The 15,252-nt window shown below is 65.9% G+C and carries 11 protein-coding genes; 4 read left to right on the plus strand and 7 right to left on the minus strand.

Features of this window, described 5'->3' with window-relative positions; all coding sequences use genetic code 11:
- Positions 1-11: 11 nt before the first annotated feature.
- The 4 genes from BR78_RS0101550 to BR78_RS0101565 all read right to left on the minus strand — a co-directional run bounded on the left by BR78_RS0101550 (position 12) and on the right by BR78_RS0101565 (position 4,437).
- Positions 12-779, minus strand: coding sequence for an SDR family oxidoreductase (locus BR78_RS0101550; protein ID WP_029934410.1), 768 nt, complete (start codon positions 777-779; stop codon positions 12-14).
- Between the two features lie 133 nt (positions 780-912).
- Positions 913-1,929: a phosphotransferase family protein gene (locus tag BR78_RS0101555; protein WP_029934412.1), complete on the minus strand. Its 1,017-nt coding sequence runs from the start codon at positions 1,927-1,929 to the stop codon at positions 913-915.
- A complete protein-coding gene (locus BR78_RS0101560; RefSeq protein WP_029934414.1) occupies positions 1,926-3,011 on the minus strand; it encodes a Zn-dependent alcohol dehydrogenase in 1,086 nt (361 codons plus the stop codon). Before BR78_RS0101560 ends, BR78_RS0101555 begins: the two co-directional genes overlap by 4 nt.
- Before the next feature lie 142 nt (positions 3,012-3,153).
- Positions 3,154-4,437: an acyl-CoA dehydrogenase family protein gene (locus tag BR78_RS0101565; RefSeq protein ID WP_029934416.1), complete on the minus strand. Its 1,284-nt coding sequence runs from the start codon at positions 4,435-4,437 to the stop codon at positions 3,154-3,156.
- Between the two features lie 143 nt (positions 4,438-4,580).
- On the opposite strand from BR78_RS0101565, the gene BR78_RS0101570 reads away from it, so the two are divergent.
- Positions 4,581-5,819 carry a TetR/AcrR family transcriptional regulator gene (locus tag BR78_RS0101570; RefSeq protein WP_029934417.1) on the plus strand — a complete coding sequence of 413 codons (1,239 nt, stop codon included), beginning with the start codon at positions 4,581-4,583 and terminating at the stop codon, positions 5,817-5,819.
- 64 nt (positions 5,820-5,883) lie between these two features.
- Here BR78_RS0101570 and BR78_RS0101575 read toward each other — a convergent pair whose 3' ends face one another.
- From BR78_RS0101575 to BR78_RS0101585, 3 genes are all read right to left on the minus strand, one after another.
- A complete protein-coding gene (locus BR78_RS0101575) occupies positions 5,884-8,622 on the minus strand; it encodes a TonB-dependent receptor domain-containing protein (RefSeq protein ID WP_037566075.1) in 2,739 nt (912 codons plus the stop codon).
- A 453-nt stretch (positions 8,623-9,075) separates the two neighbouring features.
- Positions 9,076-10,146 (minus strand): acyl-CoA dehydrogenase family protein, encoded by a 1,071-nt coding sequence (locus BR78_RS0101580; protein ID WP_029934422.1) that lies wholly within the window; start codon positions 10,144-10,146, stop codon positions 9,076-9,078.
- Positions 10,147-10,275: 129 nt separating this feature from the next.
- Positions 10,276-11,496, minus strand: coding sequence for an acyl-CoA dehydrogenase family protein (locus BR78_RS0101585; protein ID WP_029934424.1), 1,221 nt, complete (start codon positions 11,494-11,496; stop codon positions 10,276-10,278).
- Between the two features lie 189 nt (positions 11,497-11,685).
- Between BR78_RS0101585 and BR78_RS0101590 the strand changes: the two genes are divergently transcribed.
- The 3 genes from BR78_RS0101590 (at position 11,686) to BR78_RS0101600 (ending at position 15,225) form a co-directional block, all read left to right on the plus strand.
- Positions 11,686-12,903 carry an MFS transporter gene (locus tag BR78_RS0101590; RefSeq protein ID WP_197021247.1) on the plus strand — a complete coding sequence of 406 codons (1,218 nt, stop codon included), beginning with the start codon at positions 11,686-11,688 and terminating at the stop codon, positions 12,901-12,903.
- 67 nt (positions 12,904-12,970) lie between these two features.
- Positions 12,971-14,455, plus strand: coding sequence for a class I adenylate-forming enzyme family protein (locus BR78_RS0101595; RefSeq protein WP_051683143.1), 1,485 nt, complete (start codon positions 12,971-12,973; stop codon positions 14,453-14,455).
- A complete protein-coding gene (locus tag BR78_RS0101600) occupies positions 14,452-15,225 on the plus strand; it encodes a thioesterase family protein (RefSeq protein WP_029934436.1) in 774 nt (257 codons plus the stop codon). The genes BR78_RS0101595 and BR78_RS0101600 overlap by 4 nt, the downstream gene beginning before the upstream one ends.
- The last annotated feature ends 27 nt before the right edge of the window (positions 15,226-15,252 follow it).

Raw genomic sequence — 15,252 nt, forward strand, 5'->3', positions numbered from 1 at the left:
CGGGATGACGGCTAGATCGTCACGCCGCCATCGATCACCATCGCCTGCCCGGTCATGAACGCGCTGGCCTTGCTCGCCAGATAGACCACCGCGCCGGCAATCTCCTCCGGCTCGCCGATGCGGCGCAAGGGCGTGGTCGAATTGGTCACCTTGATGCGCTCGGGATCCTCCCACAAGGCGCGGGCGAAGTCCGTCTTGATCAGCCCGGGGGCGATGCAGTTCACGCGCACATTGTCCGGCCCGAACTCGACCGCGTAGTTGCGCGCCAGCTGGAAATCGGCGGCCTTGGAGACATTATACGCCCCGATCACCGGCGACCCGCGCAATCCGCCGATCGACGAGACGATGATGATCGACCCGTCCTTCCGCGCCCGCATCTCGGGCGACACCATCTGGATCAGCCAGTGGTTGGAGAGGATGTTGTTGTCGAGGATCTTGCGGAACTGTTCGTCGGCGATGCCTTCGAGCGGCCCGTAATAGGGATTCGACGCGGCGTTGCAGACGAGTATGTCGATGCGCCCGAACGCACGCCGGGTCTCCGCGACGAGATGTTCGAGCGCCGCCTTGTCCGAAATGCTGGCAGCCACGGCCAGCGCCGTCCCGGCCCCGTGCCGCGCGTCGATCTCCGCCGCGACCGCCTCGCACGCATCCTGGTTGCGGCTCGATATGACGACCTTGGCCCCATGCGCCGCGAGCGCCTCGGTCGCCGCTCTGCCGATACCCTTGGTCGACCCGGTAACGATCGCCACTTTGCCGGCAAGGTCGAATAGCCCGGTCATATTCAATCCTTTTCGTCATCCCCGCGAAAGCGGGGACCCATCTCGGAGAGAAGCCAAATGTATCTACCCCTGTCATGCATGTGGCGCAGGCAGGAGATGGGCCCCCGCTTTCGCGGGGGTGACGGCAATTGGCTCACGCCCCTGCCTCCCGCGCGAAATGCCATGCCGATGCCGCCAGCCCGGGGAGCCGCTCGACCGTCTTCGCCGCCTGGTCGCTCGACGCGTTGCCCTCGATGATCCGCTTCTTGATCCCCTGGACGATCCCGGTGAGTCGGAAGAGGTTGTATGCGAAATACCAGTTGAGGTCGGGCACCCCGTCGCGGCCCGTGGCTGCGCAATAGCGCTCGACCACGGCCTCGATCGTCGGAATGCCGGTCGTCGGCCCGGTCAGGCCCTTCACGCCCGAACGCCCCTCGGGCTCGGTCACCCAGCTCATCAGGAAGTAGGAGAAGTCCGCCAGCGGATCGCCGAGCGTCGACAATTCCCAGTCGAGCACCGCCAGCACTTGCGGCTCCGCAGGCGCGAAGATCATGTTGTCGATGCGGAAGTCGCCATGGACGATGCTCGTCCGCGTCTGCGCCGGCACCGTCCGCGGCAACCACTCGATCAATTTCTCGACCTCGGGCAGGTCATCGGTCTGGCTCATCCGGTATTGCTTCGACCAGCGCGCCACCTGCCGCTCGAAATAATTGCCGGGCTTGCCATATTCGCCGAGGCCCACCGCTTCATAATCGACCGAATGCAGCGCCGCGAGCGTGTCGACGATCGCCTCGTACACGGCGGTTCGTTCAATCGCCCCCATGTCGGGCAGCGCGCCGTCCCAGAAGGTCCGCCCCTCGACCATCTCCATGATGTAGAAAGGCGCGCCGATCACCTCGGCATCTTCGCAAAGCCCATAAGGCCGCGCGACGGGGAAGCCGGTCGGGTGCAGCGCTGCGATCAGCTGGTGCTCGCGCTCCACCGCGTGGGCCGAGGGCAATATCGGCCCGAACGGTTTCCGGCGCAGGACATAGGATCCGCTGGCTGCATCAATGCGATAGGTCGGGTTGCTCTGACCGCCTGCGAACTTCTCGATCGCGAAAGGCCCGGCAAAGCCGGCGACGTTCGCCGCGAGCCACTCGCCGAGGCGGGTTTCGTCCATGTCGCTCATGCGAATTCGATCACCGAGCGCACGCTGTGCCCGCCGCGGAGCTTCTCCATCGCCGCGTTGACGTCTCCCAGCCTGATCCGCTCGGCGACCATCGTGTCGAGATCGAGCAGTCCGTCGAGATACATCTGGACCAGCCGGGGCATGTCGATCGGAAAGCGCGTCGAGCCCAGCAGCGATCCCTGGATCTTCTTGCCGGTCAGGAAAGTCGGCCCCGGCAGGCTGACATTGTTGCCCGGCGCGATCATTCCCAGGATCGTCGCGGTGCCGCCGCGGCGGAGGATGTTCCAGGCCAGTTCGGCGGTGTTGGGCCGTCCCACTGCCTCGATCGCGTAGTGGACGCCCCCGTTGGTGCGCTTGAGCACATCCTTGACGATGGTCTCCGAACTCGGATCGAGCGTTCCCGTAGCGCCGAGCTTCATCGCGAGTTCGCGCTTCTCGGGCATCGGGTCGATCGCGAGGATCTGTCCGGCGCCGGCGATCTTGGCCGCATTGATCGCCGCCAGCCCGATCCCGCCCGCGCCGATCACCGCGACGGTCTCGCCGGGCCGCACCCGGCTGTCGTTGAAGATCGCGCCCGCGCCGGTGATCACGGCGCAACCGAGCAACGCGGCGCGATCGAGCGGCATCTCCTTGCTGATCGCCACGCAGGCATTCTCGTGGACCAGCATCATTTCGGCAAAGGCGGAGAGATTGAGGAAGGGTGCGAGCGGCGTTCCGTCGGCGAGCTTCAGCCGCGGCTCGGCATCGGCCGGGCGCCGGGTCGACGGATCGATGCAGAGCGAGGGCCGCCCGGTTACGCACATCTCGCAGGCCCCACAGAACACCGTAAAGAAGGTGATGACGTGATCGCCGGGCTTCAGATGCGCGACGTCGCTGCCGACGGCCTCGATCACGCCCGCCGCCTCGTGCCCCGGCACCGTCGGCACCGGATGCGGAAACGCGCCGTCGACGAAGTGCAGGTCCGAACGGCACACCCCGCAGGCGACGGTGCGGATCAACACCTCGCGCGGGCCGGGCTTGGAGACCAGGACTTCGGTGATCTCGAGCGGCTTCCCGGCTTCGAACAATACGGCTGCTTTCATCTCTCCTCCCGCTATCCGTCTCTGCTCCCCTCCCGCTTGCGGGAGGGGTTGGGGGAGGGTCTGACGTGCGCGAGTCGCGCGAACCTCCCCGTCGCACCCTCCCCTTGCCCCTCCCGCAAGCGGGAGGGGAACACTTTCGCTGCTAGCGGCTCACGCCGATCTCGCCGCTGCTCACCCGATCTGCCTTGAAGTCCCCGTATTTCCCGAACTCCGCCCGCGCGATCGCCCGGTTGTGGACTTCGTCCGGCCCGTCGGCGAGGCGCAGCGTTCGGATTCCCGCCCAGTCGTGCGCCAGTCCGAAGTCGCTCGATACGCCCGCGCCGCCATGCGCCTGGATCGCGTCGTCGATGATCTGCAGCGCCATCGTCGGCGCCTGCACCTTGATCATCGCGATCTCGAGCTGCGCGGCCTTGTTGCCGGCCTTGTCCATCATGTCCGCCGCCTTGAGGCAGAGCAGCCGCGTCATCTCGATGTCGATGCGAGCGCGGGCGATGCGCTGCTCCCACACCGAATGGTCCGAGAGTCTTTTGCCGAACGCGATCCGGCTCACCAGCCGCTTCGCCATCGCCGCGATCGCTTCCTCGGCCACGCCGATCGTCCGCATGCAGTGATGGATCCGCCCCGGCCCGAGCCGCCCTTGCGCGATCTCGAATCCGCGGCCTTCGCCGAGCAGGACATTTTCCACCGGAACCCGCACATTCTCGAGCACGACTTCGCCATGCCCATGCGGCGCATGATCATACCCGAAAACCGAAAGCATCCGTTCGATGCGCACGCCCGGCGCGTCGAGCGGCACCAGAATCTGGCTCTGCTGGGAATGCCGCGAAGCCTCCGGGCTGGTCTTGCCCATGACGATGGCGATCCTGCAGCGCGGATCGCCGACCCCCGAGGACCACCATTTCCGCCCGTTGATCACATAATGATCGCCGTCCCGCTCCATCCGCGTCTCGATGTTCGTCGCATCGGAGGAGGCGACCGCCGGCTCGGTCATCAGGAAGGCCGATCGGATATCCCCCTCCATCAGCGGTTTGAGCCACGCATCCTTCTGCGCGCGGGTGCCGTAGCGATGGAGCACTTCCATGTTGCCGGTGTCGGGCGCCGAACAATTGAAGCATTCCGAGGCCCAGCCGAGCCGTCCCATCTCCTCTGCACACAAAGCATATTCGAGGTTGCTGAGCTGCGTGCCCTCGAAGGCGAAACTGTCGTCGACCTGGGGTCCGCCGGAATGCGGCGGCATGAAGAAATTCCACAGCCCGGCGGCCTTCGCCTTTTCCTTCATCTCCTCGATCACCGGGAGCACTTTCCACCGGTCGCCCTCCTGCTGCTGCGCGCGATAATCGGCGTCGCGCGGGCGGATCTCGCCATCGATGAACGCCTTCACCCGATCGCGGAACCAGGTTTCCCGCTCGCTCAGCGTGAAGTCCATCGCAGCACCCTCCAGTTCGGTTATCCGCCCCTGCCTAGAGCGTACCGCATATTCGGTAAAGGGGCCGAGCGTAGAGAAAAATCAGGACACACATCTTCAAAAAACGCTTTGGCTGCGCCACGAAATCGCTAGACTGGATTGCAATGAATGCACCCGGGAACATCGAGAGCGGCGGCGGCACCAAGCGCTTCCAGGCGAAGCGTGATGCGATCCTCGCCGCGGCCGCCGACGCGATCAACGAGCAGAGCGCGAAGGGCATGACCTTCGCCGACGTCGCGCGACGCGTCGGGCTCAACACGACTTCGGTCACCTATTACTTCAAGCGCAAGGAAGACCTCGCCGCAGCGGCCTTCGAGCAGACGCTCGAGCGGCTCGATGCGATGCTCGACGCCGCACTCGAGGCGCCGACGCCCGAAGCGCGGGTCGCGCGCTATCTCAACATCAACATGGAGCGGCTTGCCCGCATCCGCCGCGGCGAGGAGCGCGATTTCGCGATCCTCTCCGATCTGCGCGCGATGGAAGACCCGATGAAGGGCCAGCTCCTCACCGGCTGGCGCAACATCTTCCGCAAGACCCGCAGCCTCTGGGGCAATGGCGCGAGCCGGGCCGAGACCGACCTCCATGGCGCCCGCGCGCACGTGCTGCTCGAGAACACCTTCTGGCTCACTGCGTGGCTGCCGCGCTACGAAGTCGACGAATATCCGCGCGTCGAGGCGCGGCTGATGGACGTGTTCCGATCGGGCATCGCCGCGCCCGGACAGGGCTGGGCGCCCGAACTGCTCGACCTCGAGCATGACGAGCCCGAGCCGGGGCGCGAGGCCTTTCTGCTCGCCGCCACGCGGCTGATCAACGAACTCGGCTATCGCGGCGCCTCGGTGCAGCGCATCGCCTCCGAGCTCAACGTCACCAAGGGCAGCTTCTACCACCATCTCGATGCCAAGGACGAGCTGGTCATCGCCTGCTACAAGCGCAGCTTCGACATCATCGCCGACGCCCAGCGCCTCGCGGAGAGCCACGAAGGCAGCCATTGGGAACGGCTCGAGAGCACCGTCGCGACCTTGCTCGATTATCAATTCTCCGAGCGCGGTCCGTTGCTCCGCACCACCGCGCTGTCGGGCCTCCCACCGCGCGTGCGCACCACGATGATCGATCGTTCGAACCGCATCGCCCGCCGCTTCGCAGGCATGCTGTCGGACGGCATCGCCGAAGGCTCGATCCGCGCGATCGACCCGCTCGTCGCGTCGCAGGCGCTGATGGCGCTCCAGAACGCCGCCTTCGACATGCGCAAATGGGCGAGCACGATGCCGCGGGAAAAGGCCGTGGCATTCTATGCCTCGACGCTTGCTTACGGCCTGTTCGACGATCGGGTGCTCAAGGACTGACGCCGGCAGCTTTCGCCGCCAGGGTGAAGAAGAGGGAGCGGACCGGCCGCTCCCCCGCACGCGTTCAGAAGCGCGAACGCACCGTCACGCCATAAGTCCGCGGTTCGGCCAGGAAGGCCGAGAAGATCTGCCGGCCGCCCGGATATTGCGGATCGGTGAAGGGCGCGCCGACCGAGCCTTCCTGGAACGGCGAGTTGAACCCGACCTGGGTGTAGTTCTCGTTGAAGATATTCTGCCCCCAGAATTCGAGCGCCCAGCGCTGATCCTTGCCCCGGATGCCGATGCGGGCATTGAAGACCGCATAGCTGTCCTGCTCCTTCTGCGGGAACAGGTCCGAGCCGGTATTGTAGTCGTCGGTCAGGCGGCTGTCGAAATAGAGCAGGCCGCTCAGCCCCGAACTGCCGATGTCCGGCGTCCACGCGAACGACGCGGTCGCGACGATCTCGGGAGCGTTCGACAGATTGTCGCCCGGCAATTTCCGGAGCGCCTGATCGAGCGGCGCGCCGGCGGCGGTGCCGACGAGCTGGTCGCGATATTTCGTCTCCGAATAGGTCAGGCCCAGCCCCACGCGGATGTCGCGATGCGGCACCAGCGAGGCCTCGAGTTCGACGCCCTGTGAGCGCACGCCATAAGTGACGTTGTCCGCGGCACACGATCCGGTGGTGCCGGCGGCGGCATTGTAGTTGCTTGCGGTCGGGAATTTGCTCTGGTCGCGATCGCCGCCGTTCAGATTGTCGCTGCAGCCATTGACGTTCTGGACGAGGAAGACCGTGCCGTTGAACGTGTTGAGCTGGAAGTTTTTGAACTCCTGGCGGAACGCGGCGATGTTCAGGCTGAACGGACCGGTCGAATATTTTAGGCCGATCTCGAAGGCGTTGACGGTCTCCGGATCGAACTGGAGATTGTGCACCAGCGCCTGTGCGCCCGCCTGCCCGCCGAAGGGCAGGATCGGCACCTTGAGCGCCGAGCGGTCGAGGTTGAAGCCGCCCGCTTTGTAGCCGCGCGAATAGCTGCCGTAGAGCAGCAGATCCTCGGTCGCCTTGTACGAGATCACCGCAGTGCCGGTGAATTCGTCTTCCTTGCGCTCGTCGTTGATCGAGACGCCGTTGAGCTCGGAAGTGGAATTGCCCTGGCACGAAAGGCCGAGGATGCCGTCGACCACCGCGGTCAGCGCCGCGTTCGCGCGCAAGGCGAGGATCGATGCCTGGTTCTGCGCGCAGGCGACATTGTCGTTGCCGAAGGTCGCGTCGAACTTCTTGCGCTCATTGGTGTAGCGAAGGCCCAAAGTCAGATCCAAGCCCTTGGCGACATGGACGATATTGTGCGTGAACAGCGCCCAGTTTCGGCTGTTCTGGTTATAGACGTCGAGCGTCGAACCGCGATTGTTGATCCCGTCGAGCCGGTCGATCGCCGCATAGATCAGCGGCGACGCGGCGCCGAATGCCGCCGGACGCGCCGCGAGGCACCCCGCCGAGGTCGGCGAATAGAGCCCCGCCAGACCGCCGCCCGAGATCAGGCGACACGTCGCGAAGCGGCCATATTGATTGCCGAAGCGGAGGTTGTCGGTGACCTCGAGATCCTCGTTGGCGTAATAGCCGCCGATCAGCCAGTCGAGCTTCTCGTTGAACGCGGTGCCCTGGAGCCGCAATTCCTGGCTGAAGGTCTTGAAGCTGCGTGCGGAATTGCCGTCCGCGGCGCGATAGAGGATGTCGACATAGCTATAGTCGGTGTCGGATCCCTGATCGCTCGAATAGTCGCGATAGCCGGTGATCGAAGTCAGCTTTGCGCCGCCGAGATTCCAGTCGATCTGCAGCGATGCGCCCCAGTCCTCCGTCGTGCCCTTGTAGCTGCGGCCGGGGGTCACGTAGATGTCGCGGCTATAGCCTTCGGTGAACGCCGCCGCGGGCTGCCCCAACGCGCCCAGCACCCGGATGATGCTGTTCTGCGCCGGATCGTTGAGCCCGCCGATATATGGGTTCATGCTGCGATTGACATAGGTTGCGGCGCAGCATTCCTCGTCGCGCTTGGTATAGTCGCCGATCAGCCGGATCGAAAGATCGCTCGACGGCTCGAACATCAGTTGCCCGCGCACGAAAAAGCGGTTGCGATCGTTGATGTCGCGATCGTTGACGACATCGTGATAGAAACCGTCGCGCTTCACGTAGACGCCGTCCACGCGCGCGGCGAGCGTGTCGCCCAGCGGCGTGTTGAGATAGCCCGAGAGGCGGATCTGATCGTAATTGCCGTAGGTGGCTTCGGCACCCGCCGAGAAGGTCGGCGCAGGCGCCTTGCTGAAGATGTGGATCAGGCCCGCCGACGCGTTGCGGCCGCCCAAAGTGCCCTGGGGCCCGCGCAGCACTTCGATCCGGTCGATCTCGCCCAATTCGTTGAGGCCAATGCCCGAACGCGAGCGATAGACGCCGTCGATGAACACCGCGACCGAGCTTTCGAGGCCGGGATTGTCGCCGACGGTGCCGATGCCGCGGATACGCGCCGAACCATTGGCCTCGCTGCCGGTCGAGGAGACGAGCAGCGACGGCGCCACCTGGTTCAATTGGCGAATGTCGTTCGCGCCCGATTGCTGGAGCGTCTCGGCGCTGATCGCCGAGACCGCGAGCGGCACGTCGGCGAGCACCTGCGCGCGGCCCTGCGCCGTCACGACGATCTCGTTCGCATCATAACCGCCGCTCTGCTGGTCGGCCTCGGTCGTGGTGTCCTGGGTATCTTGTGCGTAAGCGGGCACTGCGAGCGCCACGATCATGGCCGGAACCGCACAGGCCGACATAAGGCGTAACCGCATCATCATCTCTCCCACCACGGGCCGGAACACTTTGCGGTTCCATACCCTACCCTCGAAATACAGCCTTTTCCCCAGAGGCCGTCAAGCATAACAAAAGTTGCAAAGCGGGACTGGCTCTCAGGTGTTGCCCGATTGCACCAGTCGGGAGGCAGGCGCGCTACAGTAGGCCAGCTTTCAGAAAGCAGGCGTGCAAGACGCTTGAGCGTGCCGCAGCAACCTCTCCCGTTCGTTTCGAGCGAAACCGAAAGTGAGGCGAAGAGTGTCGGACTCATGTCAAAGCGCGTCACCCCCGCGAAAGCGGGGGCCCATCTCCAGCATTATCCACAATCGCGCCGGTGCATTTTGCCGCTCGCTCGGGAGATGGGTCCCCGCTTTCGCGGGGATGACGAAGAGAGGCTCAGCCCTTAGTCAACTCAACAGGTTTAATGGGCTCGCAGCCCAGAAACCTGCGGCCGATCAATAACCGCCCAGCCGCGCAAACCGGTCACGATGCCAGGCGGCGTTGCCCCACATCGCCTCGAGCACGCGCGCGCGCTTGAGATAGAAGCCCGCGTCGTGCTCGTCGGTCATGCCGATGCCGCCATGGAGCTGGACCATCTCGCGGCTGACGAGATGCAGCGTCTCCCCCGCCACCGCCTTGGCGAGGCTGACTTCCTGACTGACATCGGCCCGGCCGGAATCGATCGCCTCCAGCGCGCCTTCCACCGCCGATCGCATCAGCTCGAGCTCGGTGAACATCTTCGCCATGCGGTGCTGGAGCGCCTGGAACGAGGCGAGCACTTGCCCGAACTGGACGCGCGTCTTGAGATAGTCGTTGGTCTGCGCGAATGCCGCCTCGGCCATGCCGAGCATTTCCGCGCATAGCGCCGCCGCGGCGCGGTCGGTGACCTGGGTGAGCAGATCCGTCCCGCCTTCCAGCTTTTCGGCCGGCGCGCCGTCGAACCGGATTTCGGCATGACTGCGTGAATCGGTGAGCTTGCGCGGACTGCGGGTGACTCCCTCTTCGCCCGAGACCAGATACAGCCCGTCCATGGCGGCCACGACGAACAATTGCGCGCTGTCGCCCTCGGCGACGAACTGCTTGATGCCGGTGAGCTTGCCGCCCTCGACCCGCGCTTCGATGCGCTCGGGCGCAAATCGCGGCGCTTCGTCCACCGCCAGCGCGGCGACGAGCTCGCCCGCGGCGATCCGCGGCAGCCATTCGGCCTGCTGCGCCTCCGAGCCGCCGAGGATCAGCGCGCTCGTCGCCGCGGCGGTTGCGGCGAGTGGCGTCGCGGCGAGGTTGCGGCCGAGCTGCTCGAGCACGAGACCCAGCGACAGATAGCCCATTCCCGCGCCGCCATGTGCCTCGGGAATCAATATCCCGGCCCAGCCCATCTCGGCCTGCGCGCGCCATGCTTCGACGTCGTAGAATTCCGCCGGCGCCGCATCGCGCATCTTGCGGAAGGCGGTGACGGGCGATTCATTGTCCGCCCATTCGCGCGCCATGTCGCGCAGCATCGTCTGTTCTTCGGTCAGTACGGCCATAAACTCCCCTTCTCCCTCTCCCGCTTGCGGGAGAGGGCCGGGGTGAGGGTTCAGCGCAATGCACGCCCGGCCCTTCCCCGACTCACCCTCACCCAACCCTCTCCCGCAAGCGGGAGAGGGTTTTCCTATTCACTGATGATCCAGCATCCCCAGGATGCGCTTGGCGATCACGTTGTTCTGGATTTCGCTCGACCCGCCATAGATCGACACTGCCTTGCCGAAGAGCCAGGCGCGCACGTCCTTGAGCGCATCCTCTTCGAACCCATCACCTTCCCAGCCGAGCCCGGCGAGTCCGCGGATTTCGATCAGCAGCTCGGAGCGTTCCTGCATGATCCGCGCCCCGACGTTCTTCATGATCGAGGTAGCGGCCGAGGGTCCCTGGTTCGATTTCGCCTCCGAGGCGGCGCGCCGCAGCGTCAGCATGAAGGCGCGCAGGTCCATTTCGTGCCGGACGATCCGGGTGCGCAGATCGGCATCGGCGATCCGCCCCTGCTCGTCCACGCCGACATGTTTCTTGGCGAGCTGCCCCAGCGGCGCGCCGGCGAACATCCGTCCCGCCGCCGAGCCGCCGCCCGACAGGCTCGAACGCTCGTGCTGGAGCAGCCTCTTGCCGATCGTCCAGCCTTGACCTTCCTCGCCGACGCGATTGGCCTTCGGCACCTTCACATCGGTGAAGAAGGTCTCGCAGAACGGCGACGATCCCGAGATCAGGCGGATCGGCTTCACCTCGACGCCCGGCGTGTCCATGTCGCAGAGCAGGAAGGTGATGCCCTCATGCTTCTTCGTCTTGTCCGTCCGGACGAGCATGAAGCATTTGTCGGCCCATTGCCCGCCGCTGGTCCAGGTCTTCTGGCCGTTGACGACATAATGGTCGCCCCGATCCTCGGCGAAGCATTGGAGCGAGGCGAGGTCCGATCCCGCGCCCGGCTCCGAATAGCCCTGGCACCAGCGCACCGTGCCCTTGGCGATCGGCGGGATATGCTCGCGTTTCTGCGCCTCGCTGCCATATTCGAGCAAGGTCGGCCCGAACATCATCACGCCCATCCCGCCGATCGGATTCCACGCACCGATCCGGGCCATTTCCTCCTGCAGCACGTGCGCCTCGGCACGGCTCAGCCCGCCGCCGCCATATTCGCTGGGCCAGGTCGGCACGCCCCAACCCTTCTCGCCCATCGCCTGCTGCCAGGCGTCTTCCTCGGGCGAATTCGCGTGCGGCCCCTCGACCGCCGACATCGCATTGTCCTTGCCCTTGAGCGAAGGCGGGAAATGCGCCGCCAGCCATGCGCGGACTTGCGCGCGGAATGCGTCGAGCGAATCCGCCGGCGCGTCGATCTCGGGTGCGGTCGCCATCATCCTCTCCCTACCGTACTCGGCTCGATTCGAAACTGCGGTATGGTGACGCCCGCGTCAAGCGGGCTTCGCGACAAAGGGCGGGCAGACCCATTGCCGGCACCGAGGCACAAGGCCGGGGTGACGCGTAGATAGGCCTTTGACGTACCCCTATTGTTCCGCCAAAAGAGGCGCGAAAAGGGGAAGCCGATGCAGTTCCACCACCGCGCGGTGCCGATCGTGCTGTCCGCGATCCTGATCGACTCGATCGGCTTCGGCATCGTCATGCCCGTCCTCCCCCGCCTGATCGTCGAGTTGGCGCATGTCAGCCTCGAGGATGCGGCGCGGATCGGCGGCTATATGCTTGCGGCCTATGCCGTCACGCAGTTCTTCGCCGGCCCGATCCTCGGCACGCTCGGCGACAGCTTCGGCCGCCGCCCCGTCCTGCTCTTCTCGATGCTCGCCTTCGCCGCCGATTATGCCTTCATGGCCGCGGCGCCCAGCATCGCGTGGCTGTTCGTCGGGCGGATGATTGCCGGAGTCGCCGGCGCTTCCTACGGGCCGGCCAACGCGGTGCTCGCCGACGTGACGCCGCCCGAAAAACGTGGTGCCACCTTCGGGCTGATGGGCGCGGCGTTCGGGATCGGTTTCATCCTCGGCCCCGCGATGGGCGGGCTGCTGGCGGGTCTCGGCGCCCGCGCGCCCTTCATCGCCGCTGCGGTGCTGGCCGGATTGAACGCGCTGTGGATCCTGACCGCCCTGCCCGAGACCATGCTCCCCGAGCGCCGCCGCGCGTTCCGCTGGGGCAATGCGCACGTCTTCGCCGCATTCAGGCCCTTGCTCCACGCCGGAAATGCAGGCTGGCTGCTGCTCGCCGCGTTTCTCTGGCAGTTCGCGCACATGGTCTATCCCTCCACCTGGGCGTTCTGGTCGGAGATCGCGCTCGGCTGGGACGAAGAGGCGATCGGCTGGTCGCTTGCCGCTTCGGGGCTGGCGATGGCGCTCGTCCAGACGCTCGTCACCGGCCGCGCGATCAAGCGCTGGGGCGAGGAAAGAACCGTAGTGCTCGGCATCCTCGCGGGCGGATCGGTCTTTCTCGGCTATGTCTTCGTGCGCGAGGGCTGGATGGTCTATGCGCTGATCCCGATCAGTGCGTTCCAGGCGCTCGCTTATCCTTCGATCAACGCCCTGCTCTCGCGCATGACCGACGCGCAGCATCAGGGCGCGCTGCAGGGCGGCATGGCCAGCCTCAACAGCGTCGCGCTGATCCTCGCGCCGCTGATGCTCAGCCAGGCGCTCGCCTTCGGTGCCGAGCGGGGCTTTCCCGCCGGCAATTTCGTGTTCGCCGCCACTCTAGCGCTCGCAGCCTTGCTGATCGTCGTCTTGCGCGTCGTGCCGCGGGTGAAAGAGGTGTCCGTTGCCGACTGACCGTTTTCGAAACTTGCGTATGGCGTTCGTGTCGGCGGTCGGTTAGCGTTCGGGGCATATGGGGGACATGGAACCAACCGCCGGGACGATGCTCGCGAGCGACTTCGCGCCGCTGCCCGATCTCATCCGCGCGCATGGGCGCGAGCGCGGCGACAAGCCCGCGCTCATCTTCGGCGGCCGCATCGTCACCTATGCGGCGCTCGACCGCATGATGGACCGGATCGCCTTCTCGCTCCAGCGCGATGGGGTAGAGGCGGGCCAGGCGGTCGCGATCCTCGGGCCCAATTCACTGGAATACGGCCTCGTCTTCCTCGGCGCACTGCGGGCCGGCTGTGTCGCGGCGCCGCTCGCCCCCTCCGCGACGCCCGACCAGCTCGCGGCGATGGTCGCGGATTGCGGCGCGCCGATCCTGTTCCACGACGCCGCGCACGACATCGACCTTCCCGTCCGCAAGGTCGCTCTCGAAAACCTCGACGGCTGGCTCGGCGACGGCACCCCCGCCCCGGCGATCGTCACCCCCGAAGACCCGTTCAACATCATCTATTCCTCCGGCACCACCGGAACGCCCAAGGGAATCGTCCAGCCGCATGCGATGCGCTGGGTCCATATCAGCCGCGCGCCTCCCGGTTTCGACGAAGCCGTGACGATGGTCGCCACTCCGCTTTATTCGAACACGACTTTGGTCAGCTTCCTCCCCACGCTCGGCTGGGGCGGCACGGTAGTGCTGATGGCGAGGTTCGATGCGCGCGACTATCTGACGCTCGCCGAGAAGCATCGCGGCAGCGTCACCATGCTGGTCCCCGTCCAGTATCAACGGATCATGGCCGATCCCGAGTTCGACCGCTTCGACCTCTCCAGCTTCACGCTCAAGACCTGCACCAGCGCGCCCTTCTCCGCCGCGCTCAAGGCGGACGTGCTGGCACGCTGGCCTGGTCTGCTCGTCGAATATTACGGCATGACCGAGGGTGGCGGCACCACGATCCTCGTCTGCAACGCACATCCCGACAAGCTCCACACCGTCGGCAAACCGATCGAAGGCCACGACATCCGCCTGATCGACGACGAAGGCCGCGAAGTGCCGCCGGGCGAGACGGGCGAAGTCGTCGGCCGCTCGGGCGCGATGATGACCGGCTATCACGGCCGCGCCGACGCCACCCATGCCACGACCTGGTACGACGAATCCGGCAACCGCTTCATTCGCCACGGCGATATCGGCCGCTTCGACGAGGACGGGTTCCTGATCCTGCTCGATCGCAAGAAGGATCTGATCATTTCGGGCGGATTCAACGTCTATCCCTCGGACCTCGAGGCGGTGCTGGCGCAGCATCCAGACGTATCGGATTGCACCGTGGTCGGCATGCCTTCCGAGCAATGGGGCGAAACTCCGGTCGGCTTCTATGTCGGCAGCGGCGAGCCCGCGGAGATCCTCGCCTGGTGCAATACGAAGCTCGGCAAGACCCAGCGCCTCACCGATCTGCGCCGCGTCGACGAACTGCCGCGCAACGCGATCGGCAAGGTCCTCAAGCGCGCGCTGCGCGACAAATACGCATGACCCCGATCGCCGACATCCTCGCCGCCGCCGAGCGTGCCGACACCGGATTCCGCACCACGATCCCCACCGACTGGATGCAGGGCCGCACGGCGTTCGGCGGCCTCTCGGCCGCGCTCGCGCTGCAGGCCGCGCTCGATCACGAGCCCGATCTGCCGCCGCTCCGCTCGGCGCAGGTCGCGTTCATCGGCCCGCTGGCCGGCGCCGTGACCGTCACTGCGACCAAGCTCCGCCGCGGCCGCAACGCCGCTTTCATTCAGTCCGACGTGACGTCCGAGGCAGGGCTCGGGCTGCGCGCAATCTACGTGTTCATGGCCGAGCTCCCCTCGGCGATCGCGCATGACGAAGCGCCGCGCGGCCCGGTCGCTCCGCCCGCACCCGACGCCGAACTCCATACCGGGCCCGAGACCTTCTTCACCGGCAACTTCAATCTATGGGACCCGAAGCACGATCTCGGTTCCGCCGAATGGCTCCGCTGGGCCCGCCTCCGCGCCCATGAAGGCTTGCACCCGATGGTCGAGCTGATGGCGATCGGCGACGCCTTGCCTCCCGGCGCGTTCAAGCTCGCTTCCGAGCGCCAGACTCCGCTCAGCTCGCTCAATTGGCAGATCAACTTCCTGACTCCGGAGCCCGCCACGCAGGACGGCTGGTGGCTGCTCCACGCCCGGGCGGATACCGCGCATCACGGCTATTCGAGCCAGCGCATGGCGATCTGGAACGCCGCCGGCGAGCCGGTGGCCGAAGCGATGCAGGGCGTCGCCATTTTTGGCTGAGCCACAACGAGAACGCGTAGCCATTTT

This window comes from Sphingomonas sp. UNC305MFCol5.2 (assembly GCF_000712135.1).
Taxonomy (GTDB): Bacteria; Pseudomonadota; Alphaproteobacteria; order Sphingomonadales; family Sphingomonadaceae; genus Sphingomonas.

Excerpts from the sequence above, each read along its gene's own strand:
- BR78_RS0101550 (WP_029934410.1), bottom strand. The coding sequence starts at position 779 with ATGACCGGGCTATTCGACCTTGCCGGCAAAGTGGCGATCGTTACCGGG.
- BR78_RS0101555 (WP_029934412.1), bottom strand. The coding sequence starts at position 1,929 with ATGAGCGACATGGACGAAACCCGCCTCGGCGAGTGGCTCGCGGCGAAC.
- BR78_RS0101560 (WP_029934414.1), bottom strand. The coding sequence starts at position 3,011 with ATGAAAGCAGCCGTATTGTTCGAAGCCGGGAAGCCGCTCGAGATCACC.
- BR78_RS0101565 (WP_029934416.1), bottom strand. The coding sequence starts at position 4,437 with ATGGACTTCACGCTGAGCGAGCGGGAAACCTGGTTCCGCGATCGGGTG.
- BR78_RS0101570 (WP_029934417.1), top strand. The coding sequence starts at position 4,581 with ATGAATGCACCCGGGAACATCGAGAGCGGCGGCGGCACCAAGCGCTTC.
- BR78_RS0101575 (WP_037566075.1), bottom strand. The coding sequence starts at position 8,622 with ATGATGCGGTTACGCCTTATGTCGGCCTGTGCGGTTCCGGCCATGATC.
- BR78_RS0101580 (WP_029934422.1), bottom strand. The coding sequence starts at position 10,146 with ATGGCCGTACTGACCGAAGAACAGACGATGCTGCGCGACATGGCGCGC.
- BR78_RS0101585 (WP_029934424.1), bottom strand. The coding sequence starts at position 11,496 with ATGGCGACCGCACCCGAGATCGACGCGCCGGCGGATTCGCTCGACGCA.
- BR78_RS0101590 (WP_197021247.1), top strand. The coding sequence starts at position 11,686 with ATGCAGTTCCACCACCGCGCGGTGCCGATCGTGCTGTCCGCGATCCTG.
- BR78_RS0101595 (WP_051683143.1), top strand. The coding sequence starts at position 12,971 with ATGGAACCAACCGCCGGGACGATGCTCGCGAGCGACTTCGCGCCGCTG.
- BR78_RS0101600 (WP_029934436.1), top strand. The coding sequence starts at position 14,452 with ATGACCCCGATCGCCGACATCCTCGCCGCCGCCGAGCGTGCCGACACC.